This window comes from Actinomadura scrupuli (assembly GCF_050971785.1).
Taxonomy (GTDB): domain Bacteria; phylum Actinomycetota; class Actinomycetes; order Streptosporangiales; family Streptosporangiaceae; genus Actinomadura_E; species Actinomadura_E scrupuli.
In genome coordinates, this window is the sequence record NZ_JBPCCU010000013.1 from 185,144 (window position 1) to 208,779 (window position 23,636).

General features: G+C 71.1%; 20 protein-coding genes and 1 tRNA gene. 3 read left to right on the plus strand and 18 right to left on the minus strand.

All coding sequences use genetic code 11. The features are described 5' to 3' along the window. Positions 1-91 precede the first annotated feature (91 nt). The 8 genes from ACRYCC_RS40095 to polA all read right to left on the minus strand — a co-directional run bounded on the left by ACRYCC_RS40095 (position 92) and on the right by polA (position 10,758). Entirely contained in the window at positions 92-811 is a 720-nt protein-coding gene (locus ACRYCC_RS40095) for a protein phosphatase 2C domain-containing protein (RefSeq protein ID WP_433819323.1), read from the minus strand. A 67-nt stretch (positions 812-878) separates the two neighbouring features. Continuing rightward, positions 879-1,493, minus strand: coding sequence for a dephospho-CoA kinase (coaE, locus tag ACRYCC_RS40100; protein WP_433819324.1), 615 nt, complete (start codon positions 1,491-1,493; stop codon positions 879-881). Positions 1,494-1,528: 35 nt separating this feature from the next. Continuing rightward, positions 1,529-2,038, minus strand: coding sequence for a GNAT family N-acetyltransferase (locus ACRYCC_RS40105; RefSeq protein WP_433819325.1), 510 nt, complete (start codon positions 2,036-2,038; stop codon positions 1,529-1,531). A 69-nt stretch (positions 2,039-2,107) separates the two neighbouring features. Further along, positions 2,108-4,060, minus strand: coding sequence for an endonuclease/exonuclease/phosphatase family protein (locus ACRYCC_RS40110; RefSeq protein WP_433819326.1), 1,953 nt, complete (start codon positions 4,058-4,060; stop codon positions 2,108-2,110). 574 nt (positions 4,061-4,634) lie between these two features. Then, positions 4,635-6,107 carry a 30S ribosomal protein S1 gene (gene rpsA, locus ACRYCC_RS40115; protein WP_433819327.1) on the minus strand — a complete coding sequence of 491 codons (1,473 nt, stop codon included), beginning with the start codon at positions 6,105-6,107 and terminating at the stop codon, positions 4,635-4,637. A gap of 256 nt (positions 6,108-6,363) precedes the next feature. Continuing rightward, a complete protein-coding gene (locus ACRYCC_RS40120) occupies positions 6,364-7,380 on the minus strand; it encodes a polysaccharide deacetylase family protein (protein ID WP_433819328.1) in 1,017 nt (338 codons plus the stop codon). Positions 7,381-7,522: 142 nt separating this feature from the next. After that, positions 7,523-8,005 (minus strand): GbsR/MarR family transcriptional regulator, encoded by a 483-nt coding sequence (locus tag ACRYCC_RS40125; protein WP_433819329.1) that lies wholly within the window; start codon positions 8,003-8,005, stop codon positions 7,523-7,525. Positions 8,006-8,064: 59 nt separating this feature from the next. After that, positions 8,065-10,758: a DNA polymerase I gene (gene polA, locus ACRYCC_RS40130; RefSeq protein WP_433819330.1), complete on the minus strand. Its 2,694-nt coding sequence runs from the start codon at positions 10,756-10,758 to the stop codon at positions 8,065-8,067. A 412-nt stretch (positions 10,759-11,170) separates the two neighbouring features. Here polA and ACRYCC_RS40135 point away from each other — a divergent pair, with 412 nt between their 5' ends. Beyond that, on the plus strand, positions 11,171-11,707 hold the full coding sequence (locus ACRYCC_RS40135; protein WP_433819331.1) for a DUF4352 domain-containing protein: 537 nt from the start codon (positions 11,171-11,173) through the stop codon (positions 11,705-11,707). A 133-nt stretch (positions 11,708-11,840) separates the two neighbouring features. Here the strand turns inward: ACRYCC_RS40135 and ACRYCC_RS40140 are convergent, their stop codons facing one another. From ACRYCC_RS40140 to ACRYCC_RS40165, 6 genes are all read right to left on the minus strand, one after another. After that, positions 11,841-12,635, minus strand: coding sequence for an ABC transporter ATP-binding protein (locus ACRYCC_RS40140; RefSeq protein WP_433819332.1), 795 nt, complete (start codon positions 12,633-12,635; stop codon positions 11,841-11,843). After that, positions 12,625-13,389 carry an ABC transporter ATP-binding protein gene (locus ACRYCC_RS40145; protein WP_433819385.1) on the minus strand — a complete coding sequence of 255 codons (765 nt, stop codon included), beginning with the start codon at positions 13,387-13,389 and terminating at the stop codon, positions 12,625-12,627. Before ACRYCC_RS40145 ends, ACRYCC_RS40140 begins: the two co-directional genes overlap by 11 nt. A gap of 20 nt (positions 13,390-13,409) precedes the next feature. Further along, positions 13,410-14,528: a branched-chain amino acid ABC transporter permease gene (locus tag ACRYCC_RS40150; RefSeq protein WP_433819333.1), complete on the minus strand. Its 1,119-nt coding sequence runs from the start codon at positions 14,526-14,528 to the stop codon at positions 13,410-13,412. Beyond that, a complete protein-coding gene (locus ACRYCC_RS40155; protein WP_433819334.1) occupies positions 14,525-15,487 on the minus strand; it encodes a branched-chain amino acid ABC transporter permease in 963 nt (320 codons plus the stop codon). Before ACRYCC_RS40155 ends, ACRYCC_RS40150 begins: the two co-directional genes overlap by 4 nt. Positions 15,488-15,594: 107 nt before the next feature. Beyond that, on the minus strand, positions 15,595-16,752 hold the full coding sequence (locus ACRYCC_RS40160; RefSeq protein WP_433819335.1) for a branched-chain amino acid ABC transporter substrate-binding protein: 1,158 nt from the start codon (positions 16,750-16,752) through the stop codon (positions 15,595-15,597). 247 nt (positions 16,753-16,999) lie between these two features. After that, positions 17,000-17,578, minus strand: coding sequence for an ANTAR domain-containing response regulator (locus ACRYCC_RS40165; RefSeq protein WP_433819386.1), 579 nt, complete (start codon positions 17,576-17,578; stop codon positions 17,000-17,002). A 126-nt stretch (positions 17,579-17,704) separates the two neighbouring features. On the opposite strand from ACRYCC_RS40165, the gene ACRYCC_RS40170 reads away from it, so the two are divergent. Further along, positions 17,705-17,777 (plus strand) — tRNA-Leu (locus tag ACRYCC_RS40170). 434 nt (positions 17,778-18,211) lie between these two features. Here ACRYCC_RS40170 and pyk read toward each other — a convergent pair. Then, on the minus strand, positions 18,212-19,648 hold the full coding sequence (gene pyk, locus ACRYCC_RS40175; RefSeq protein WP_433819336.1) for a pyruvate kinase: 1,437 nt from the start codon (positions 19,646-19,648) through the stop codon (positions 18,212-18,214). Positions 19,649-19,753: 105 nt separating this feature from the next. Beyond that, complete coding sequence (locus ACRYCC_RS40180; RefSeq protein ID WP_433819337.1) at positions 19,754-20,308, minus strand: type 1 glutamine amidotransferase domain-containing protein; 555 nt, start codon at positions 20,306-20,308, stop codon at positions 19,754-19,756. A gap of 103 nt (positions 20,309-20,411) precedes the next feature. On the opposite strand from ACRYCC_RS40180, the gene ACRYCC_RS40185 reads away from it, so the two are divergent. Then, a complete protein-coding gene (locus ACRYCC_RS40185; RefSeq protein ID WP_433819338.1) occupies positions 20,412-21,122 on the plus strand; it encodes a DUF6597 domain-containing transcriptional factor in 711 nt (236 codons plus the stop codon). Between the two features lie 316 nt (positions 21,123-21,438). Here ACRYCC_RS40185 and ACRYCC_RS40190 read toward each other — a convergent pair whose 3' ends face one another. Together ACRYCC_RS40190 and ACRYCC_RS40195 are read right to left on the minus strand one after the other, a co-directional pair. Next, positions 21,439-22,017: a GNAT family N-acetyltransferase gene (locus tag ACRYCC_RS40190; protein WP_433819339.1), complete on the minus strand. Its 579-nt coding sequence runs from the start codon at positions 22,015-22,017 to the stop codon at positions 21,439-21,441. A 146-nt stretch (positions 22,018-22,163) separates the two neighbouring features. After that, positions 22,164-23,627 (minus strand): glutamate synthase subunit beta, encoded by a 1,464-nt coding sequence (locus tag ACRYCC_RS40195; protein WP_433819340.1) that lies wholly within the window; start codon positions 23,625-23,627, stop codon positions 22,164-22,166. Positions 23,628-23,636: the final 9 nt, after the last annotated feature.

The following is a 23,636-nucleotide window of genomic DNA, read 5'->3' on the forward strand; positions in this document are numbered from 1 at the left end:
GGTCCCGGCGCCGGGAGGCGCGGTCAGAAGGTGCGCGCGGTCAGGAGATGCGCGCGGTCAGGAGATGCGCGCGGTCAGGAGATGCGCGCGGTCAGAAGGTGCAGAAGGCCACGGTCGCGTCGTCGTGGCGTTTGCCGCGCGGCCAGCGCCGTCCGTCCGGGTCGGTGAGCTCGGCCTCCCGCGTCCGCTGGATCAGCGACTCCGGGCCGTACTCCTCCAGCAGGTGCACCAGCTCCCGCCAGTCGTTGAGACCGAACCGGTCCGCGAGCCTGGTCGCGCCGTCGGTCAGCAGCGCGGCCCGGCGCAGCCCCGTCAGCGGCACGACACCGGTCACCGCCCGCTGCGCCGCCTCCGGACGGGCGGCGGCGTAGGTCCGGGCCATGGACTCGGTCACGACCTCGAGCCGGCCGAGCGTGTGCAGGACCAGTGAGGAGTCCGCGAGCACGAGGTACTCGACGGCGTCGCCGCGCACCCGCAGCGCCACGACCGTGGCGGCGGGCGTGTCCGGATGGCCGAGGTCGCAGGTGCCGCGATGGGCGGCGGCGACCTCGTCGATGGACGCCGCCAGCGCGGCTCGCAGCGGTTCGCCGTCCGGCTCGCCGACCGGCACGGACGGGTCATCGAGCAGCCTGGCGAGGAGCCGGGTGCCCAGCCGCCGGGCGTACCAGGCGGTGCCGTGCAGGCAGCCGAGGTCGGTGCCCAGCGGCAGGCTGCACCCGTCCAGCACCACCACGGCACCGGAGGCCGCGGCCACGAAATCCTCGTTGGGACGGTCGGGGCTGCCGGGCTCGGTCGCCCAGGACACGCGCATCACGGGGACGGTTCCTCCGGGGCCGGGGGGAAGGCTCGGACGGCTCCCACCGTAGCCGAGAACGCGATCAGGCCGGGTCGCTCAGGGCCGCCGCCCGCCGCACCAGGTCGGCCCAGACCACCTCGACCTGCGCGTCCAGATCCTCGAACGAACCGGAGTTGTCGATCACGTGGTCGGCGATGGCGAGCCGCTGCTCGCGGGTCGCCTGGGCGGCGATCCGGGCCCGGGCGTCCGCCTCGGTCATGCCTCGGTCGGCGACCAGGCGCGCGATCTGGGTCTCCTCCGGGACGTCCACGACGATCACCACGTCGTGCAGGGACGCCAGATTGCCCTCGGTGAGCAGCGGCATGTCGTACACGACGATGGCGTCCTCGGGAGCGGAGTCGAACAGCTCCTGGGACCGCCGGCCGATGAGCGGATGGGTGATCGCGTTCAGCCTGGCCAGGCGCTCGGGATCGCCGAAGACGATACCGCCGAGCTTGGGCCGGTCCAGCGTCCCGTCCGGCAGCAGCACCCCGTCGCCGAACTCGCGGACGATGGCGGCCAGCCCGGGAGTGCCGGGGCGCACCACCTCCCGCGCGATCGCGTCCGCGTCGATCAGGACCACGCCGCGGGAGACCAGGCGCCGCGACACCTCGCTCTTGCCCGCACCGATTCCACCGGTCAATCCCACTCGCAGCACACGCAGGAGCGTACCGGCCGGGCGCAACGGGGGTGTCAGCGGCGCCGGGCGGAGGGGGCGGCGGCGGGCAGGACCTTGCGCATGTGCACCAGGGTGAGATGGGCGGCGATGCTCTCGCGGTGGGTCTCCGCGAAGCCGAGCCGCCGGTAGAGCCGCAGGTTGCCGGTGCTCAGATGGCCGGTGAACAGCACCAGGGCCGCGGCCCGCTCCACGACCTCGGCCTCCAGGGCCTTCATCAGCACCGTCCCCAGACCCCTGCCCTGCAGGTCGGGGACGACCACCAGCCGGCCGACCAGGCAGGTCTGATCGCTGAACTGCGCGCGCACGGTGCCGACCATGCGGTCACCGGCGACGGCCTTCATCACCACCGCGTCGCCGGCGAGCACCCGCTGGATCTGCTCCAGGGACTCCACCAGCGGCGGGATGAAGGGGTCGCCGTAGAGCTGGGCCTCGGCGACGTAGGCCGCCCGCTGCACGGTCAGGATCTCTCCCGCGTCTTCCGGCGCCGCCCGCTCGATCCGGACACCGTCGAGCCCCTCAACCATGAGCAGACCCTATCCGGACGAGGCGGCCCGGTCTCCGGGATGGCCCGCTCCGGCCGCGTCCGGAACGCCTCAGCCGCTGATCTTGACGGTGACCGCCACCGGGTAGTGGTCGGACGGGCCGGAGCGGTGGACCGCGGCGTCGGAGAAGATGAGATCGTCGGTGCCGAGGAGCCAGTCGGTGCGGGAGCCGTCCTTCGTGGTGGGGCCGGAGGCGTCGCCGAGGGCGCTGCGCAGGTCGGTCTCGTTGTCCAGCCGGCCCATCTCGGGGCTGCCGGTGTCGGCGTTGAGGTCGCCGCCGATGATCGTGCGCGGCGCGTCGCCCCAGTCCTGGATCAGCTGGCCGATCTCGGCGGTGCGGATCCGGCTCTGCCCCGCGCCGCCCTGCAGCTGGGTCGACCAGACGGTGACGACCCGCCCGGCGACGTCGAGCCGCGCCCAGACGTAGCCGCGCAGCTGCGCGCCGTCCGCGTGCGGCAGCCGGGCGGTGCCCGAGGAGCGGACGGGACGGGAGGTGAGGATCGCGTTCCCGGACTGGCCGTCCGTGGCCGGGCCCCAGATCAGGTGCATGTCGAGCCGGCGGGACAGCCACACGCCCACGTCGGTGGTGCCCGACGACAGCGAGCCCCGGCTCACCTCCTGCAGGAGCACCACGTCGGCGCGCTGTTCGCCGATGGCCTGGGCTGCGCCCTCCAGGTCGACCCGGCCCCGGCCGTCGACGGCCTCGTGGAGGTTGTAGCTCACGACGCGCAGGCTGGTGCGGGCGACCGGATCGTGCACCTGCCCCGGCGTGGTCATGATGAAGCCCAACGTGCCGGCCAGCAGGACGAGGGCGGAGCCGCCCGCGGTGAGGGCGCGCAGCGGGGCACGGGCCGGCAGCGGGCCGCCCCGGGCCGCGGCGATCGCGGCCAGCAGGCCCAGCAGGATGCCCGCCAGTCCGGGCAGCAGGTTGTTGGGGATCGGCAGGGACCGTACGGCGCCGAGACCGTAGGGGACCAGGATCACGGCGATGAGCAGGCCGCCGAGGGCGGCGCCGAGGTCGACCCGCCGCACCTCCTGCCCGCCCAGGCCGGCCCGGCGCAGCGGGGCCCGGCACGCCACGGCCAGCAGCCACGCCGACAGCACCTGGCCGGCGACCACGATGGCGACGGCCGGCATCCCGGAGATCGCGTAGGTGCCGGCGACGGCGCCCGCCGCGAGCCCCAGGACGGTGCCGCCCAGGACGCACACCCCGCCGGGCACCGCGCGCACCGCCAGCCCGGAGGCGAGGAAGCCCAGCGCCAGGGCCTGCCCGGCCAGTACGGTGACGCCCGCCCCGGTGAGCGACTGCCAGCCCGCGGACGCCACGAACGCCGGGCTGGACAGCGCCAGCACCTGCAGGGCGAGGAACGGGCCCAACGCGGCGGCGCCCAGCGCGTCCCGCCAGGAGACCCCGGGGGCCGGCACGGAGCCGGAGGACAGCTCCCGGGCCAGCGCGGCGAAGCCGAGCCCGACCAGGAGCACGCAGACCGCCCACGGGCCCACTCCGGACTGCCAGACCGGGTCCCACGTGGCGAAGGTCATCCGGACCGCGGTGTCGATGGCCAGCCCCGCGACCGCGGCGGTGGCGAAACCGACGCCGGACAGCCCGCGGGCCGCCTCGTACAGCCCCGCGACCGCGATCATGCCCAGCGCGGTGCCGGCGAAGGCCAGCCACAGCTGCGGCGACACCGCCTGCGCGACGAGCCGTACCGCCAGCAGCCCGCCCACGCCGACGGCCACCAGCGCGCGCGGGCCGCCGACCGTCCGGATCACCGGCGCCAGGAACCCGGCGAGGTGCGTGAGCAGCACGAGGGCCGCGACGCCGCCGGCGCCCGCCGACTCGGACAGATGGCCGAACTGGGGAAGGGAGAAGCGCAGGGTCTGCGCGAGCACCGCGATCGTCACCGCGATCAGCGCGAGCCGCGCCGGGCCCTGCGGAACGATCGAGGGTCCCGCCGCCTGGGCCGGACCCCCGGTCTGTGTGCCTGTGTCGGTCGTGGTCACCAGAAAGACGCTCCCGGGAAGAGCTGGATCGGACTGCTGCCAGGGACCGGAGCGAGCGGCTCGTGCCCGGACCCGGCCCCGTCATTGCGGACAGAGCCGACCGTAGCAGAGGACACCGACGGGAACGGCATCGCTCCAGCCCTTCGTGATCATGCAATCTATCGTCGAGCGATTGCATGATCACGGATTGGGGAGTGGCCGGCTCGGGGAGGCCGGGGCCACGCACGGGGGCCACGCGGAGGCCGGGGACCTGGGGGCACGCGGGAGCCGCAAGGCCCAGTCGTACGGCTCCGCCGAGGAGGTGCGGGGTGCACGGGAGGGGCGAGAGGTGCGGGCGTACGGGCGGTGCGGGGCCTACGGGTGGCTCGGGGCGCACGGGGCGCACGGGGCGCTCGGGGCATGGGACGCGCGGGAGGCGGGAGCGCGCGGGGAGCGGAGGCGCGCCGGGGGGTGCGGGGCGCGGCTCCGGGGGAAGTGGGGCGGGGAGGGAATGGCGCGGGGCCGGGGGCGCTCCCTGGGAGGGAGTGCCGCCCGGCCCCGTGTCACGAGCCTGCCGGATGGACCGGCCTGCCGGTCAGCCCTGGTTGCCGGAGAGCTTCTCGCGAAGTGCGGCCAGCGCCTCGTCGGAGGCGAGCGCGCCGCCCGCCGCCTCGTCGGGCTCGCTGCCACCGGAGTACGACGTCTCCGCCGCACCACCGGCCGCTTCGGCCTCGGCCTTGCGGGACTCCTCGATCTGCTTGCGGTGGGCGTCGAAGCGGGTACGCGCCTCGGCGTACTGCTTCTCCCAGGTCTCCCGCTGGTCGTCGAAGCCTTCGAGCCATTCGCCGGTGTCCGCGTCGAAGCCCTCGGGGTACTTGTAGTTCCCCTCGGTGTCGTACTCCGCGGGCATGCCGTACAGCGTCGGGTCGAAGTCCTCGTCCTCGATGCCGGCCGCGCCCTCGTTGGCCTGCTTCAGCGAGAGGCTGATGCGGCGCCGCTCGAGGTCGATGTCGATGATCTTGACGAAGATCTCGTCGCCGACCTGGACGACCTGCTCGGGGATCTCGACGTGGCGCTCCGCGAGCTCGGAGATGTGCACCAGGCCCTCGATGCCCTCCTCCACGCGGACGAACGCACCGAACGGCACCAGCTTGGTGACCCGGCCGGGGACGACCTGGCCGATCTGGTGGGTCCGGGCGAACTGCTGCCACGGGTCCTCCTGCGTCGCCTTCAGCGACAGCGAGACCCGCTCGCGCTCCATGTCGACGTCGAGCACCTCGACGGTGACCTCCTGGCCGACCTCGACCACCTCGGAGGGGTGGTCGATGTGCTTCCAGGACAGCTCGGAGACGTGCACCAGTCCGTCGACGCCGCCGAGGTCGACGAACGCGCCGAAGTTGACGATCGAGGAGACGACGCCCTTGCGGACCTGGCCCTTCTGCAGGGTGTTGAGGAAGGTCTGGCGGACCTCGCTCTGCGTCTGCTCGAGCCAGGCACGGCGGGACAGGACCACGTTGTTGCGGTTCTTGTCCAGCTCGATGATCTTGGCTTCGAGCTCCTTGCCGACGTACGGCTGGAGGTCGCGCACCCGGCGCATCTCCACCAGAGAGGCGGGAAGGAAGCCACGGAGCCCGATGTCGAGGATGAGACCACCCTTGACGACCTCGATGACCGTGCCGGTGACGATGCCGTCCTCGTCCTTGATCTTTTCGATCGTGCCCCAGGCCCGCTCGTACTGAGCGCGCTTCTTGGACAGGATGAGGCGGCCTTCCTTGTCCTCCTTCTGGAGAACGAGGGCCTCGACGTGGTCTCCGGTCGCGACGACCTCGTTCGGATCGACGTCGTGCTTGATGGAGAGCTCACGTGAGGGGATGACACCCTCGGTCTTGTACCCGATGTCGAGCAAGACCTCATCTCGGTCGACCTTGACGACAGTGCCCTCGACAATGTCGCCGTCGTTGAAGTACTTGATGGTCGAGTCGATGGCCGCGAGGAGATCCTCAGCGGAACCGATGTCGTTGACCGCTACCTGCGGGGTGGTCGAGGTGGCTTCGGTGCTGCTCGTCATGTGTGGGCTGGCTCCGGATGCGGACATGGTAGGTGTCGGTGGTGCGCGGAGGGCCCTTTATCGTCCCTGCCAAGACCGGAAGTGGCGGGTGATCGTGACCCCGCCGGAAGACTGAACCGATGTCGACCTGAGCGAGCGCGTGCCTGCTCCGTCCGAGGCGTGCACAGGCCCACAGCGCAGCGATCAGCATATGAGACCTGGGGCTCCGGGTCAATTCCGAGCGCCGGCGACCTCGGCGCGGACCGGGATGACCGGCTCAGTACGCCCGGCCCAGGGGCCTGTAGCGGCCGGCGAGATACCCGGCCTTCGCCGCCGGGTACGAGATCACCCGGGGATCGCCGTCCGAGGTGTATCTCCTGTCCGGGTTATGGGCGAGCCAGTCCAGCCACGCCTCTGAGCAGAACTGCTTGCAGCCGTCCTCCTTGATCTTGCCCTGGGAGCGGATCCGGGGGATCCCCCGAGGATCGTAGCCCTTCAGATAGGGCGAACTGGCGGGCTTCCAGCCGGCCAGGAACAGACCGGCGAAGTCCCACTTCGCTCCCCCGGCGTTGCCATGATCGACCCAGTCCAGGTGGGCGAAGGCGCCGAACGGGAACGCGAAGGTGATCGGGGGCGCCCCGCCCAGGTCGATGATCATCCTCTGGTCGGTGCCGATCTCCTTCTGCACCTGCTCCTTGCTCATCCCGGCCAGGTCCAGATGATGGGTGGTGTGGTTGGCGATCTCGAACCCGTGCTGGACGAGCCAGCGGACCGCGTCGGCCGTGCGGGGGCCGAGGGTGAACGGATCGTGGTTGACGAAGAACGTCGCGACCGGCCGGAACCCGGGGTTCTGCGCCGCCACCGCCATGATCACGCCCACCGCGGTGTCCGGCATCGGGTCGCCCTGCGCGTCCAGGGCCAGATGGGTGTTCGAGCCGTCGTCGAAGGTCAGCACCACCGGATGCCGGCCCGCCGGGATGTCCATCCGGGCGGAGACGAACTCGGCGGCCGTCACCGGCACGTAGCCCTCCCGGGCCAGCCTGGTCAGCTCGGCCCGCAGATCCTCGGGCCTGCGGTCCAGCGAGGACTGCGGCTTGGCGATGATCCGGTGGTACATCAGCACCGGGACCTCGCCGAGCTCGTTGGCCGCGGCCGTGCGCGCCGCCGCAGGTGCCGAGGCGGGCGGCGGCCCGGCCCGGTCGTCCGCCGGGCGCCGCTCCACGACCTTCCGCGTGGATCCGCCGGGGGACGCGTCGTGGTCCGCCTGCGGCGGGGCGAACACCCCCGCGATCACGGCGCAGAGAAGCAGCAGGCCAGCGAGTCTGTGTAGGTGGGGCACGGCGCTCCCGACGACGGCGGCGGATACGGCCAGGCCAGCGTACGTCGGCTCACGCACAGTGACCATGAACATGGCCGCACGACGCGCCGTCGAGCCGTCACGAGTTTCGTTCCGCCGCCCAGCGCTCCCACAGGCCGGGCAGCTCGCGGTCCAGCCACAGGTGGAAGTCGCGCATCTCGCGCAGCCGGTCCAGCCGCCGGGGCGGGGCGTCGGCGAGCAGCTCCAGCCCCTGTGCGGCCAGCACCGTCATCGTGGCGCAGTGGGCGTTCTGGGCGCGGCTGAGCTCCACCCACCGGCCGGGGCGCAGGCCGAACCGGTCGCTGCGCTCGCCCTCGGCCCGCCGGCGCTCGACCCAGCCCGCGGCGACCAGGGACTTCAGCGCGGAGCTGACCGTCCCCCTGCTCGCCTGCAGCGCCTCGGCGATCTCGGTGAAGGTCTGCTCGCGCGGGTCGCAGATGAGCAGCCAGCCGACCGCCCGCCCGGCCATGCGGATCAGCCCCAGGCCCTCGAGGGTGATCGCCACCTCCTCGACGAACCGCAGGACGTCGGCGCCCACCTCATGATCTTCGCCCGTTCGCACGCCGCCAGTATCCACCGATCGGGGCGGCCCGTGATCTTTTCCGGGTGCGGCCGCCGGCGTCAGTGGCCGGCCTCGTGCCAGTTGCACCCGGTGCCCATCGACACCTCCAGCGGAACCCGCAGGTCGAAGGCCCCGCTCATCTGCTCGCCGACCAGAGCCCGCAGGCTCTCCAGCTCGCCGGTGGCCACCTCGAAGATCAGCTCGTCGTGGACCTGCAGCAGCATCCGGGAGGCGAGCCCCGACTCGCGCAGCGCGGCGTCCACCCGCAGCATGGCGACCTTGATGATGTCCGCGGCCGACCCCTGGATCGGCGCGTTGAGCGCCATCCGCTTGGCCATCTCGCGGCGCTGCCGGTTGTCGGAGGTGAGATCGGGGAGGTAGCGCCGGCGGCCCAGCAGGGTCTCGGTGTAGCCGTCCTGGGTCGCCCGCTTCACCACCGCGTCGAGGTAGTCCTTCACCCCGCCGAACCGCTGGAAGTACTCCTCCATCAGCTCCCGCGCCTCGCTGGGCGCGATGCGCAGCTGCTGGGACAGCCCGAAGTCCGACAGGCCGTAGGCCAGCCCGTAGTTCATCGCCTTGATCCGGCTGCGCAGCTCACCGTCGACCTGCTCCAGCGGCACGTCGAACACCCGCGCCGCGGTGATCGTGTGGAAGTCCACGCCCGAGGAGAACGACTCGATCAGTGCGGCGTCCTCGGACAGATGCGCCATGATCCGCAGCTCGATCTGGCTGTAGTCGGCGGTGAGCAGGCATTCGAAGGGCGCCCCGACCACGAACGTCTCGCGGATCTGCCGCCCCTCTGCGGTGCGGGTGGGGATGTTCTGCAGGTTGGGGTCGGTCGAGGACAGCCGCCCGGTGGCCGCCACCATCTGGTTGAACGTGGTGTGGATCCGGCCGGCGTCGTCGGCCATCGGGATCAGCGAGTCCACGATGCTCTTGAGCTTGGCGACCTCCCGCCAGCGCAGGATGTGCTCCAGCACCGGATGGCCGTTGCCGACCAGCAGGTTGGTCAGCGCCTCGGAGTCGGTGGTGTAGCCGGTCTTGGTCTTCTTGGTCTTGGGCAGCCCCAGCTCGTCGAAGAGCACCTGCTGGACCTGCTTGGGCGAGCCGAGGTTGAACTCGTGGCCGACCGCGCCGTGCGCCAGCTCCTCGACCGCCTTGACCTGCCCGCCGAGGGTCGACGACAGCGAGGCCAGATGGTCTCCGTCGACCGCGATGCCCAGCCGCTCCATGCCGGCGAGCACCCGGACCAGCGGCAGCTCCACGTCGACCAGCAGGCGGGTCGCCCCGCGGCGCTCCAGGTCGCGGTCGAGCGCGTCCGCCAGCTCGACCACGGCGCGGGCCCGCACGACCAGGTCGTACGTCGCCGCCTCCTCGTCGGTGCCGTCGAGGGTGAGCTGGCCGGTCTCCTCGGTCTCCTGGCGCAGCTCCCGGTGGAGGTAGCGCAGCGCCAGGTCGCCGAGGTCGAAGCTGCGCTGGCCGGGCAGCGCGAGGTAGGCGGCCAGCGCGGTGTCGCTCGTCAGCCCGTCGAGCGTGAGCCCCCGGGCGGCGAACGCCAGCATCGGCCCCTTGGCGTCGTGCACGGCCTTCGGCCGCCGCGGGTCGGACAGCCAGGCGGCCAGGGCCCGCTCGTCCTCCTCGATCAGCTCCGCCGGGTCGAGGTAGGCGCCGGAGCCGTCCAGGCCGGCCAGCCCGATGCCGGTGAGCTCGCCGGTGCCGCGGCCCCAGCGGCCGCTGACCGCGATGCCGGTGCGGCCCGGCCCCCCGGCGTGCTCGGCCAGCCACTGGGCCACCTCCCCCGGGCCGGGGCGCACGACCTCGACCTCGAAGCCCTCGTCGGCCTCGGGCTCGACCGCCGACAGCGTGGCGTACAGCCGCTCCCGGAGCACCCGGAACTGCAGCGTGTCGAACAGCGTGTGGATCTCGTCCCGGTCCCACTGGCCGATGGTCAGCTCGGCCGGCCGCACCTTCATCGGCACGTCGCAGATCAGCTTGTTGATCTGATGGTTGCGCAGCACCTCGGCGAGGTGCGCGCGGACGCTGTCGCCGGCCTTGCCCTTGATCTCGTCGATGTGCGCCACGAGGCCGTCCAGGTCGCCGAACTGGGTGAGCCACTTGGCCGCGGTCTTGGGGCCCACCCCGGGCACCCCGGGCAGGTTGTCGCTGGACTCGCCGACCAGCGCGGCCAGCTCGCGGTAGCGCTCGGGCGGCACACCGTATCTCTCGGTCACCGCCGCCGGGGTCATCCGGGCCAGGTCGGAGACGCCCTTGCGCGGGTAGAGCACGGTCACCCGGTCGCCGACGAGCTGGAAAGCGTCCCGGTCGCCGGTGACGATGAGCGCGTCCATGCCGTCCTCGACGGCCTGGGTCGCGAGCGTGGCGATCAGGTCGTCGGCCTCGAACCCCGCCACCGACACGAACGGGACGCGCAGCGCCTCCAGCAGCTCGAAGATCAGGCTGATCTGGCTGCGGAAGTCGTCGGGGGTCTCCCGCCTGCCCGCCTTGTACTCGACGTACTCCTCGTGCCGGAACGTGGGCTCGGACCGGTCGAAGCAGACCACCACGTGGGTCGGCTTCTCGTCGCGCAGCACGTTGATGAGCATCGAAGTGAAGCCGTACACCGCGTTGGTCGGCTGCCCGGTCGTCGTGGAGAAGTTCTCCAGCGGCAGCGCAAAGAACGCCCGATATGCCAGGGAGTGCCCGTCCAGCAGGAGCAACCGGTCGTTGTCAGGGGTCGGTTCAGTCGTGGCCACGCTGTGAGCCTAGCCGCCGGGCCGGACAGTTTCGGGCACCCGGCCGAGGTTTCGCGCGCCCCCGTACGGCCTGCTCGGCGGCGTGGCGGGACGCCCTCGGCGGGCGGCCCTGGTCCGGGGCCGCCCGCAGCCGGAGCCGGGCATTCTTTGCGCCCGCGGGCCGCCGCTCGCTACGGTGGGAATCTCAGGGCCCGGGACCGCCGAGTAGATAAGGTACGCAGCCGGAAAGCGCGTCCGGCCCCAAAGGCGGTCCCGGGCCCCTCACCCCCGCCGTCGCGCCTGGCCGGGGCGTCCCGGCGGCGCGTCCCGGACACGGGTCCGGAAACCGGCAATGCCGGGTCACTGGTTACAGTTGGGTTGCGAGAGCCGCCGGGGCATTCTCAGCCGCGAGGGCACGACCTACTGTCACGTCATGCGGACGATCTTGTTGGCCACCGTGGCGGCACTCGTGTGCGGAGCGCTCGGGGCCTGTTCGGGCGGCGACGAGGCCGGGCGGCCGCAGACGTACGCGCTGCCGACGCAGACGGCGCGGCCCGACGAGAAGGCGCTGCGCCTGCGGCCGGTCAGCGACGGCGACACCTCGTTCACCCTGCTGGGGCTGACCACCGGCATGCCCGAACTGGTGGGCAGTCACGCCGACGTCCGGCCGAAGGGCCGGTTCACGCGCGTCCGGCTGCTGGTCGTCAACGACGGCCGGACGACCGCGCTGCTGGACAACACCCGCCAGCGGCTCCTGAGCGCGGACGGGCACTCCTATCCCCCGGACCAGAACGCCATGCAGGTCAAGCGGCAGCCCGAGCACATCGACCTCGGCGCGGCCGTGCGCCTGGAGTTCGACCTCTGGTTCGACGTCCCGGCCGGCACGAAGATCTCCGGCTTCCTGCTGTTCGGCGGCCCGACCCTCACCGACCTGCTCGACAAGCAGGGCACCGAGCTCAAGCTGGGCTGACGGCCGCTCCCGGGCCCGGCGCGCCCGGTCCGGCCGGCCCCGCGCCCGGTTCCGGCCCTGCACGCCCGACGCCGCCGGCGTACGCCCTGGGCGCGCGCCGGCGGCGTCGGGCCGCTCGTCAGTCCTGCGCTCGTCAGTCCTGTACGTTCTCGTCCGGTCCCGCGGACGGACCCGCCTTCGTCACCGAGGGCGGCTCCGGCGCCGGCGGCACGGAGTCGACGGCGAGGTCGCCGCCCAGGTACGCCGCCCGGACCTCGGGGTCGGTGAGCAGGTCCTGGGCCGGCGCGCTCTTGATCATCTTGCCGGTCTCGATCACGTACGCGCGGTGCGCGATCTGCAGGGCCTGCTGCGCGTTCTGCTCCACCAGCAGCACGGTGGTGCCGCGGCGGTTGATCTCCTCGATGATCGAGAAGATCTGCAGGACGAGCAGCGGGGCCAGCCCCATGGACGGCTCGTCGAGCAGCAGCACCTGGGGCTTGGTCATCAGCGCCCGGCCGATCGCGAGCATCTGCTGCTCGCCGCCCGACATGGTGCCGCCGGCCTGCTTCTTGCGCTCGGCCAGCCGGGGGAACAGCTCGTAGACCTCGGCCAGGTCCTTGGAGAGGTCCCCCTTACGGGCGTACGCGCCCATGTGAAGGTTCTCCTCGACCGACATGCCGGGAAAGACCCCCCGGCCCTCGGGCGACTGGCCGATCCCGGCGAGCACCCGCTTGTGGCCGGGCAGCTTGCTGATGTCCTTGCCGGCGAAGGTGATCCGCCCCGAGGTCAGCGGCCGGAGTCCGGAGATGGTCTTCAGCGTGGTGGTCTTGCCCGCGCCGTTTGCCCCGATGAGGGTGACGATCTCCCCCTCGTCGACCTGCAGCGTGACGCCCTTGAGCGCCTCGATCTTCCCGTAGTGGACATGGATGTCCTCGACCTCAAGAAGCATCGGCCGGTGCCCCCAGATACGCCTCGATGACCTTCGGGTTGCTCTGGACCTCGCGTGGCAGGCCTTCCGCGATCTTCTCGCCGAAGTCCAGCACGGCGATCCGGTCGCTGATGTCCATGACCAGTCCCATGTCGTGTTCGATGAGCAGCACCGTGCGGCCCGAGTCCCGGATCTTGCGGATGAGCTCCTGGAGACCGATCTTCTCCGCCGGGTTCATGCCCGCCGCGGGCTCGTCGAGCAGCAGCAGCTTCGGCTCGGTGGCCAGCGCCCGAGCGATCTCCAGCCGCCGCTGGTCACCGTAGGGGAGGTTCTTGGCGGTCTCCTCCGACCGGTCGACGATCCCGACGAAGTCCAGCAGCTCCAGGGCCCGCTCACGGCCGCGCCGCTCTTCCCTGCGATGCCACGGCAGGCCCAGGATGGCGCCGATCGCGCCGGTCTTGTGGTGGGCGTCCGCACCCACCATGACGTTCTCCAGCGCCGACATGTTGTGGAACAACCGGATGTTCTGGAAGGTACGGGCGACGCCTCGCTTGGTCACCTTGTAGCGCTTCATCCCGCTGATCTGGTCTCCGTCGAAGTGGACGGAGCCCTCGGTCGGCCGGTAGACGCCGGTGGTCACGTTGAACACCGTCGTCTTCCCCGCCCCGTTGGGGCCGATCAGCGCGAAGATCTCGCCCTTCCTGATGGTGAGGTCCACGCCGTGCAGGGCGGTGACGCCGCCGAAACGCATCACCACCTGGCGCAGCTCGAGCATCGCCGTGGTGTCCTGCTCGGTCACGATGCCGCCTCCGCCGATCCGTGCGTCGCGGGCCCGGCGACCTCGCCGCCCAGCGAGCCCATGCCTCCGGTGCCCTCGGCGAGCTCCGCCTTGCGTCTTCGCGACGGCAGGAGCCCCTCCGGCCGGAAGATCATCATGATGACCAGGACCGCACCGAAGATCATGATGCGGTACTCCTGGAGGAAACGCAGCCGCTCCGGCAGCCAGGCCACGATGAACGAGCCGAGGATGACACCGGGGATGTTGCCCGAGCCGCCGAAGACCACGCACACCAGGATGGTCGCGGAGAGGATGAACGGGAAGTTCTGCGGCTGGATGTAGGCGCTGGGCCCTTGGCCGCCGATCGTGCCGGCCCCGCCGAGGCCGCCCACCATCGCGCCGACGAAGAACGCCAGCAGCTTGAACTTGAAGGTCGGCACGCCCATGAGCTCGGCCGCGTCCTCGTCCTCGCGGATCGCCGACCAGGCGCGTCCCACCCGGCTGTGCTCCAGCCGCTTGGTCACGATGATCACCAGGATGATGAACAGGACCATCACGTAGTAGTACGGCAGGGCGTCGAGACCGAAGGTCAGGCCCAGGAAGTCCGGCGGCTGGGGGATCTGGTCGATGCCCTGCGCCCCGCCGATCTTGTCGGTGTTCAGGGCGACGATCCGGACGATCTCCCCGAAGCCGAGCGTGACGATCGCCAGGTAGTCGCCGCGCAGCCGCAGCGTGGGAGCGCCCAGCACGATGCCGGCGAAGGCCGACAGCAGGACGCCTATCAGCACCGCGGGCCAGAAGTTCCAGTGATCGATGCGTCCCAGGTAGGCGACGCTGTAGGCACCGATGGCGAAGAACGCCACGTAGCCCAGGTCCAGCAGGCCCGCCATGCCGACCACGATGTTGAGGCCGAGCGCCAGCAGGATGTAGCCGCCGATCGGGTAGAACAGGATGCTCGCCCAGTCGACGTCGGGGGACATGAACTGGGCGACGCCGTCCATCGGGAGGACGAAGACGGCGAACAGGACCAGCACCACGTAGACGGGCCAGCGGATGTACCACTCCGCGTCGGCCCAGCGGTCACGGACGACGTTGACGGAGGCGGAGGGCCTGTCGATTGCTGTTTTGAGGTTCATGCGCGCGCCTGCTGGATGGACTCGCCGAGAAGGCCGGTCGGACGGAACATCAAGACGATCACGAGGATGAGGAAGGCGATGACGTCCTTCCACTCCGATCCCCAGAAGATGGCCCCCCAGTTCTCGATGAGACCGAGCAGCACCCCGCCGATGAGCGCACCGCGCAGGTTGCCGATCCCGCCGAGCACGGCGGCCGTGAAGGCCTTGATGCCCAGGATGAAACCGATGTTGTACTGGGTGTTCTCGATCTCCATGGTGAACAGGACCGCGGCCACGCCCGCCATCGCCCCGCCGAGCAGGAAGGTCGTCCGCACGATGGTGTCGATGTTGACGCCCATGAGCACCGCGGTCTCGGGGTCCTGGGCGGTGGCCCGGATGCCCCGGCCGATCTTGGTGCGGGTGACCATCTGATCGAGCGCGACCATCATGATGACGGCCGCGATGATGATGATGATCTGGTCGGTGCGCACCTCGGCGTTGCCGATGTGGAACACCACGTCACGGTCGACGATGCGGGGCACCGAGTTCTGGTTGCGTCCCTGCAGCCCGAAGACGTGGGGGATGATCCCTGTGGCGAAGGCCTCGGAGAGGAAGAACGAGGCTCCGATCGCCGAGATCAGCGCCGCCAGCCGGGAGGCACCGCGGCGCCGGAGCGGGCGGTAGGCCACCAGTTCCAGCAGCACGGCCGCGCCGCCGGACGCCGCCATCGCGGCGACCAGCAACAGGACCAGCACACCGACGAGGGCGATGCCGGTGAAGGGGTGCTCGACCCCGATCATCATCAGCACGCCCAGCGAGGCGTACGTTCCGATCATGAAGATCTCGGAGTGGGCGAAGTTGATGAGGCGCAGTACGCCGTACACCATCGTGTACCCGAGGGCGACCAGTGCGTAGATGGCCCCGTAACTGAGGCCGCCCACGGTCGAGGGCAGGAATTGATGAATGAAGTCGTTGAACATGATCGCCTTCAAGAACAGGGCGGGGTGGCCGCCGGTGTAGCAGGAGCGGGAGTGCTACTAGCACTCCCGCTCCCGCTCTGTCACCGTGGAGACTCGTTGATCTCGGCTCAGCCCAGCTTCGCCTGGTCGGAGGTGCCGAGCCAGCCCAGCGCCCCCTGCTTCACCTCGTAGATGTGGATGGTCGTGGCGCCCAGTTCACCGTTGGGGCCCCACTTGATCTGCTTCGAGACACCCTTGACGTCGTAGGTCTTGAGGAACTCGTTGATCTTCTCGCCGGTGGTGTTGCCCGCCTTGATCGCCGCGATGAGGGCGGTGGCGGCGTCGTAGCCCTCGGTCGCGTAGATCACCGGGTCCTTGCCGGACATCGCCTTGTAGTCGCTGACGAACTTGACCAGCGTCGGGTCCGTCTGCTGCCCGAAGGGGATGAAGCACGGGCAGCCGAGGATGGCGCCCTCGGCCTGCGGCGCGCCGGCGCCCTGGATCAGCTGCGCGTCGAGCGAGCCGTCACCGGAGGCCCACAGCGACTTGACGCCCTGGTCACGGAGCTGCTTGAGCAGCTTGCCGCCCTCGGAGTAGTAGCCGCCGTAGAAGATGACGTCCGGAGCGAACGCCTTGACCTTCGTCACGGTCGAGGAGTAGTCGGAGGCGGCCTCGTCGATCTCGTCGCGCTGGACGTTGATGCCCTTGGCCTTGAAGGTGGCCAGCGCGGAGTCACCGATGCCGACGCTGTAGGCCTTCTTGCCGTTGATGACGTACGCCTTCTTCGGCGCCTTCGCCTTGATCATGAAGTCGACGATGCCGGCGCCCTGGGCGGCGTCCGTGGCGACCATGCGGTGCCAGTACTTCCAGCCGTTGGTGGACAGGGCCGGGTTGGTGGCCGAGGGGGTCAGGTTCGGGATCTTGCCCTTCTCGAGGATCCCGTCCGCCGCCTTGGACTCGCCGGAGAAGGCCGGGCCGATCATCGCGACGATCTTGTCCGTCTTGATCGCCTTGGGCGCGAGGGCCGCCGCCTGGTTCTCCTTGCCCTGGGTGTCGTAGGGCACGAGCTTGATCTTCTTCTTCGGGTTCGTCTTGTTGTACTGGTCGATCGCGAGCTGTGCGCCGGTCTTCGGCGGAATGACGATCGCGGAATCCGGACCGCTCAGGTCGCCCATGAAGCCGATGTTGAGCGTGTCGCCGCCCGACGAAGAACCACCGCAGCCACTCAGCGCGAGCGCTGCACTCAGCGCGACAGCGCCGGTGATCTTGAACATGTTGCGCCGCAAGGCCGCCAACCTTTCAGTCCGGATCCGGATGGGATCGGGTACGGGTGTGGCCCCAGGGTGATCGCCTCGTGGAGAACTGTCACCTGGGGACGAAGTCCGTAGTACACCCAGAAGCAGGGGGAGATCAGCAGGGCAAGGCGGAAGGGTTACTGCTTCGTTACTTGCCCGTGCCTAAATAGGTCAAGAACTTGACGATTAGCAAGGACGTTACAAAAAGGTGTTTCGGTATGACCGGAATATGGGTAGGCTAGTCCGTTTTTTCCGTATCGTCCACTAGTCCACCTGCCAGTACGGCTTCGGCCACCTTGCGCATGGTCAGCCGACGGTCCATCGAGGTCTTCTGGATCCACCTGAACGCCTCGGGCTCGGTCCACCCGTGCGCGGCCTGCAGCGCCCCCTTGGCCCGATCGACGATCTTGCGCGTGTCCAGCCGCTCCTGGAGCGTGCCCACTTCGGCCTCGAGGGCCTTCATCTCCTCGTACCGGCTGGCCGCCATCTCGATCGACGGCACCAGATCGGCCTTCGTGAACGGTTTCACGAGGTAGGCCATGGCGCCGGCGGCGCTGGCCCGGGCGACGAGTTCCCGCTGCGAGAAGGCGGTCAGGATGATCACAGGCGCGATCCGGTCCGCCGTGATCCGCTCGGCCGCGGAGATGCCGTCCAGAATGGGCATCTTCACGTCGAGGATCACCAGGTCCGGGCGCAGCTCGGTGGCCAGCTTGACGGCGGCCTCGCCGTCGCCCGCCTCGCCGACGACCTGGTAGCCCTCCTCCTCGAGCATCTCCTTGAGGTCCAGGCGGATCAGGGCTTCATCTTCAGCGATCACAACTCGTCTGGGGCTCTCAGTCACGCGCACGAGACTACCCGGAGCCGGTACGCTGGTTGTCGCCCAGGGCGGTGGCAACCCGTGGCCGCCGCATGCGGGCACGGTGCCGCGCATCGCCCCCTCGAGGCCCTGATAGTCCAACGGCAGAGACAATGCACTCAAAACGCATCAAGTGTGGGTTCGAATCCCACTCAGGGCACAACCAACCCCACCGCCGCCCCCGTGCGGCGGTTTCGTCATTCCGGCCCCCGGCCCTCTCTGCCATCCCCCACCCATCGTGATCATGCAATCAATCGTCGATTGAGCGCATGATCACGGCGGGCCGGGAGGTCACCGGCCGGAACGCGCCCCCGGCAGGAGGCCAGCGGCCGGGGCCTGTGAGAGGAACCTCGGCGGCTACTGCCACGGGCGTGCTGTGGAACGACGCGGCCCGTACCGCAGCACGGCACGGCCCGAGTTGCGGCACGGCGCGGCATATACCGCGGCACGGCGCGGCCCGTTGCGGCAGGGCGCGACACCTACCCCAGCACGGCACGGCCCGTACCTCGGCAGGGCGCGGCCCGTGCCGTGACAGGACGCGGCCGGTACCGCGGCGGGGTGCGATCTGGCGGGGTGGTGCGAGGGGTGAGGCGGTCAGGAGCGCATCGCGTTGGCGATGGCGTCCCCGATGCGGTGCACCCGGAGGGCGTTGGTGGAGCCCGGGGTGCCGGGGGGTGAGCCGGCCACGATGACGACCTTGTCGCCCTTCTGGCAGCGGCCGATCTCCAGCAGCGACTGCTCGACCTGGCGGACCATCTCGTCGGTGTGGTTGACGTGCGGCACGATGAAGGTCTCGACGCCCCACACCAGCGCGAGCTGCGACCGGGTGGCCTGCACCGCGGTGAAGGCCAGCAGCGGGATGGGCGAGCGATAGCGCGAGAGCCGGCGCGCGGTCTCCCCCGACATGGTGAACGCGACCAGCGCCTTGGCCCCCACGATGGCGCCGACCTCGGCGGCGGCGCGGGCGATGGCCCCGCCGACGGTCTCGGGCACCCGGCTGAGCGAGGCGGACGCCCGCAGGGTGACCTCCTCGGCCGTGGTGACGATGCGGCTCATCGTCTGCACGGACTCGATCGGGTACTGCCCGACGCTGGTCTCGCCGGAGAGCATGACGGCGTCGGCGCCCTCGAAGACGGCGTTGGCGACGTCGGAGGCCTCGGCGCGGGTGGGCCGGGGCGCGGAGATCATGGACTCGAGCATCTGGGTGGCCACGATGACCGGGCGGGCCTTCTCGCGGGCGAGCTGGATGGCGCGCTTCTGCACGATCGGCACCTGCTCCAGCGGGAGCTCGACGCCGAGGTCGCCGCGGGCGACCATGATCCCGTCGAAGGCCGCCACGATCTCGGGCAGCGCGTCCACGGCCTGCGGCTTCTCGATCTTCGCGATGAGGGGGACGCGCACGCCCTCCTCGTCCATGATCTGGTAGACGGCCTCGGCGTCCTCGGGGCTGCGCACGAAGGACAGGGCGACCAGGTCGACGCCCAGCCGGAGGGACCAGCGCAGGTCCTCCTCGTCCTTGGGGGTGAGGGCGGGGACGCTGACGGCGACGCCGGGCAGGTTGAGGCCCTTGTTGTCGGAGACCATGCCGCCGATGACCACGCGGGTGTTGACCCGCTGTCCCTCGACGGAGAGCACCTCGAGGACGACCCGGCCGTCGTCGATGAGCACGGAGTCGCCCGCGCTCACGTCACCGGGAAGCCCTTGGTAGGTGGTGGACACCTCCTTGCGGCTCCCGGGGACGTCCTCGGTGGTGATGGTGAACTCGTCGCCGAGGGTGAGCCGCACCGGGCCGTCCGGGAACCGGCCGATTCGGATCTTGGGGCCCTGCAGGTCCGCCAGGATGCCGATGCCCCGCCCGGTGGCCTTGGAGGCCTCGCGGAGGTATCCGTAGACCTCCTCGTGCTGGGCGTGCGACCCGTGGCTCATGTTCAGCCTGGCGATGTCGATGCCGGCCTCCACGAGGGCGCGGATCTGGTCGCGGCTGGAACAGGCCGGGCCTAGGGTGCTGACGATTTTCGCTCGACGACTCACAGCGCCAACCCTAGGTAATTACCGGCCAGTAAGGGTATTCGCGCAGCACAGTGTCACCGAGGGTTCACCGAGTGGTCTAGATCAATGGTCTAGACCATGGTGGCGTCAGCTCCGGAAGACCTCCACGAACGCCTGGCAGAACGCCTTGAGATCGTCCGGCTTGCGGCTGGAGACCAGGGTGCCCGGGCCGGCCGTGCAGATCTGCACCTCCTCGTCCACCCAGGTGGCACCGGCGTTGCGCAGGTCGGTCCGCAGGCTCGGCCAGGACGTCAGCGTGCGGCCCCGGACGACGTCCGCCTCGATCAGGGTCCACGGGGCGTGGCAGATCGCCGCGACCGGCTTGCCCGCCTCGAAGAAGGCCCTGACGAAGGCGACCGCGTTCGGCTGCATGCGCAGGAAGTCGGGGTTGGCCACGCCTCCGGGGAGCACCAGGGCGTGGAACTCCGCAGGCGACGAGACGTCGACGGTGGTGTCGACGGAGAAGGTGTCGGCCTCGGTCAGGTGGTTGAAGGCCTGGATCCGGCCGGACTGGGTGGAGACCAGCCGGGGCTGCCCGCCCGCCTGCTCGACCGCCTGCCACGGCTCGGTGAGCTCGACCTGCTCGACGCCCTCGGGGGCGACGAGGAAGGCGATGGTGCGGCCTTGAAGATCAGTAGCCATGGGTGATGCCCCTCCTGCTTGGTACGCCGGTGCGCACACTGTCGGTTCTCGGTTGCCGTCCAGGGACGCCTCTGCCCCTCAGCGCGGGTGGTATGCATGGGGCATGGTGTCGAGCGTGTACCGCGAGCGCCCGGCGGGACCGCAATCCGGCCTCGCCTGCCTCTGGACGCAGTCGCCGCCGCCGGACGCCGGGCCGTACGTCCAGCGGGTGGTCCCGGACGGCTGCATGGACGTGATCTGGTCGCGGCGGACCGGCGCGCTGGTGGTGGCCGGTCCTGACACCGGCCCGCATCTGGCCACGATGCTCCCGGGCGAGCAGGTCGTGGCGGTGCGGTTCCGTCCGGGAACGGCACCGCCGGTGCTCGGGCTGCCCGCGGACGCCGTACGCGACGTCCGCGTGCCGCTCCGGGCCATGTGGGGCCCGGCCGCCGACGCCCTCGCCGAGGCGCTGGCCGTCGCGGCCGATCCCGAGTCCACCCTGCTACGGCGGGTGTCGCGGGAGCTGAGCTGCGCTCCCCCGCCCGATCCCGCCGTGCCCGCCATGATCGCTTCGCTCCGGGCCGCGCATTCGGTCCGGGAGACCGCGGAGCGGCTCGGCCTCAGCGAACGCCAGCTGCGCCGCCGGTCGCTGGCCGCGTGCGGATACGGCCCCAAGACGCTGCAGCGGATCCTGCGTTTCCAGCGGGCGCTGGCCCTGGCGCGGCGCGCGGAGCCGTACGCCGACGTGGCGCAGGCCGCCGGCTACGCCGACCAGCCGCACCTGGCGCACGAGGTCCGCGAGCTCGCCGGGGTGCCGCTCTCCGAGCTGGTGTGACTCCCCTGGCGGCGACCGCGCGCGGCGAGCGGGTCGAGCGGTGGCCGCCCCGGTCGGCGCGCCGGCCGACCACCCGGCCGCCAGGGGGGCCGTGACCGGCCTGGTCCGGTCGCTGGCGGCCGAACTCGCACCGCCTGGGGCCCGGGGTCGGCGCGGTCACGGCGGGCCCACCGGCACGCCCCTGGCCACACGGGACTCCCTTGGCGGCCACCCGCCTTCCTGCGGGCACCGCCCGCCCGGAGCGTTCGCGGGCCGTCGGCCGCAGCGCCCGCGGCGAACCGGCCCGGCCCTCGGACCGGACGGTCTCCGGCCCGGCTCAGCGCGCGCCGGGCCAGGGGCCGGGCGGGTCCAGTGGCAGCGACGCGGTCCTGACCTGGGTGTCGTAGAGCCGGAACCCGCGGGAGCGGTAGTTGGCGAGCGCGGCGGGCCCGTCGAGCGAGCAGGTGCGCACCCAGACCCGCACCGTGGGGGTGAGGCCGGGCCAGCGCTCGGCCAGGTCCCAGGCGCGCGCGGTGCCGGCGGTGAGCAGGTGCCCGCCGAGCTGCTTGCCGTGGAAGGCCGGCAGCAGCCCGAAATAGGCGATCTCCACCTGACCGTCCGCCTGCGGGTCCAGCTCGATGTACCCGGCCGGGGTCCCCCGGACCCAGGCGATCCAGGTCTCGACCGCCGGGCGCTCCAGCCAGTTGCGCCACTGCTCGTACGACCACGAGAGCCGGTCGGTCCAGAACCAGTCGCCGCCCACCGCGGTGTACAGGTAGCGGCTCAGCTCGGGGCTCGGCACCTCGGCCCGCACCACCTCGACCGGTTCCCGGGGAGGCGGGGCGGCGCCGAGCTGCCGGGGGTCCTTCTGCTCGAGGTGCCAGGTACTGACCTCGATCTTCCTCACGGCGGTCATGACGCCTCTGATCCGGCAGGAGGAGGCGGGGCGGCCCGGATGGGGACCGCCCCGCCTCCTGAACGAGCGGAGATCCTGGACGAGCAGATCCTGGACGAACGGGAACCGGTACGGGCCGGCTTGCACGGCCGGCCTGGACGGACGGGTCAGACGAGGGGGCGGGCGGTCGGGGGGATCGGGTACGGCAGCGCCGTCTCACCGGAGAGGTACCGGTCCACCCCGGCGGCCGCGGCCCGGCCCTCGGCGATGGCCCAGACGATCAGGGACTGGCCGCGGCCCATGTCGCCGGCGCAGAACACGCCCTCGACCGAGGTCTGGTAGTCCTGGTCCCGGACGACGTTGCTGCGCTGGTCGAACTCCACGCCGAGCTGCTCCAGCAGCCCCTCGTGCTGCGGGCCGAGGAAGCCCATCGCCAGCGTGACCAGCTCGGCGGGGATCTCCCGCTCGGTGCCGGGGATGGGGGCGAACCCCTGGGCGGGGCCCTCTACGCCGACCAGCCTCAGGGCCGCCACGTCGCCGTTCTCCCCGGCGACGAACCCGACCGTCGAGATCGCGTAGAGCCGCTTCCCGCCGAGATCGGCCAGCTCCTCGTGGGCGGTCTCCATCTTGTAGAGCATCGGGTAGGTCGGCCACGGCTGGGAGTCGGGCCGGGCCTCGGGCGGCTGCGGCATGATCTCCAGCTGGGTGACCGACGCGGCCCCCTGGCGGATGGCGGTGCCGATGCAGTCGGCGCCGGTGTCACCGCCGCCGATCACCACGACGTGCTTGCCCTTCGCGGAGATCGGCGACTCCTCGAAGTCGCCCTCCTGCACCCTGTTGGCCGGCGGCAGGTACTCCATGGCCTGGTAGATGCCGCGCAGCTCGCGGCCGGGCACCGGCAGGTCACGCCGTACGGTGGCGCCGCCGGACAGCACGATGGCGTCGTACCGCTCCCGCAGCTGCTCGGCGGTGATGTCGACCCCGACGTTGACGCCGGTCTTGAACTCGGTGCCCTCGGCCCTCATCTGGCCCAGGCGCCTGTCGACGTGCCGCTTCTCCATCTTGAACTCGGGGATCCCGTAGCGCAGCAGGCCGCCGATCCGGTCGTCGCGCTCGTAGACCCGCACGTCGTGCCCGGCGCGGGTCAGCTGCTGGGCGGCGGCCAGGCCGGCCGGTCCGGAGCCGATGACCGCGACGCTCTTGCCCGTCTTGACCGACGGCGGCTGCGGGGTCACCCAGCCCTCGGCCCAGGCCCGGTCGATGATGTCGGCCTCGACCCGCTTGATGGCCACCGGGTCCTGGTTGATCCCCAGCACGCAGGCGCTCTCGCACGGCGCGGGGCACAGCTTCCCGGTGAACTCCGGGAAGTTGTTGGTCGCGTGCAGCCGCTCGATGGCCTCCCGCCAGTCGTCCCGGTAGACCAGGTCGTTCCACTCGGGGATGAGGTTTCCCAGCGGGCAGCCGTTGTGGCAGAACGGGATGCCGCAGTCCATGCAGCGTGCCGCCTGCTTCTCCAGCGAGCCCTTCGGGAAGTCCTCGTAGACCTCGCTCCAGCTCTTGATGCGCACGTCGACGGGGCGGCGCCTGGGAAGCTCGCGCCCGATCGTCAGAAAGCCCTTCGGATCAGCCATGTACGGCCC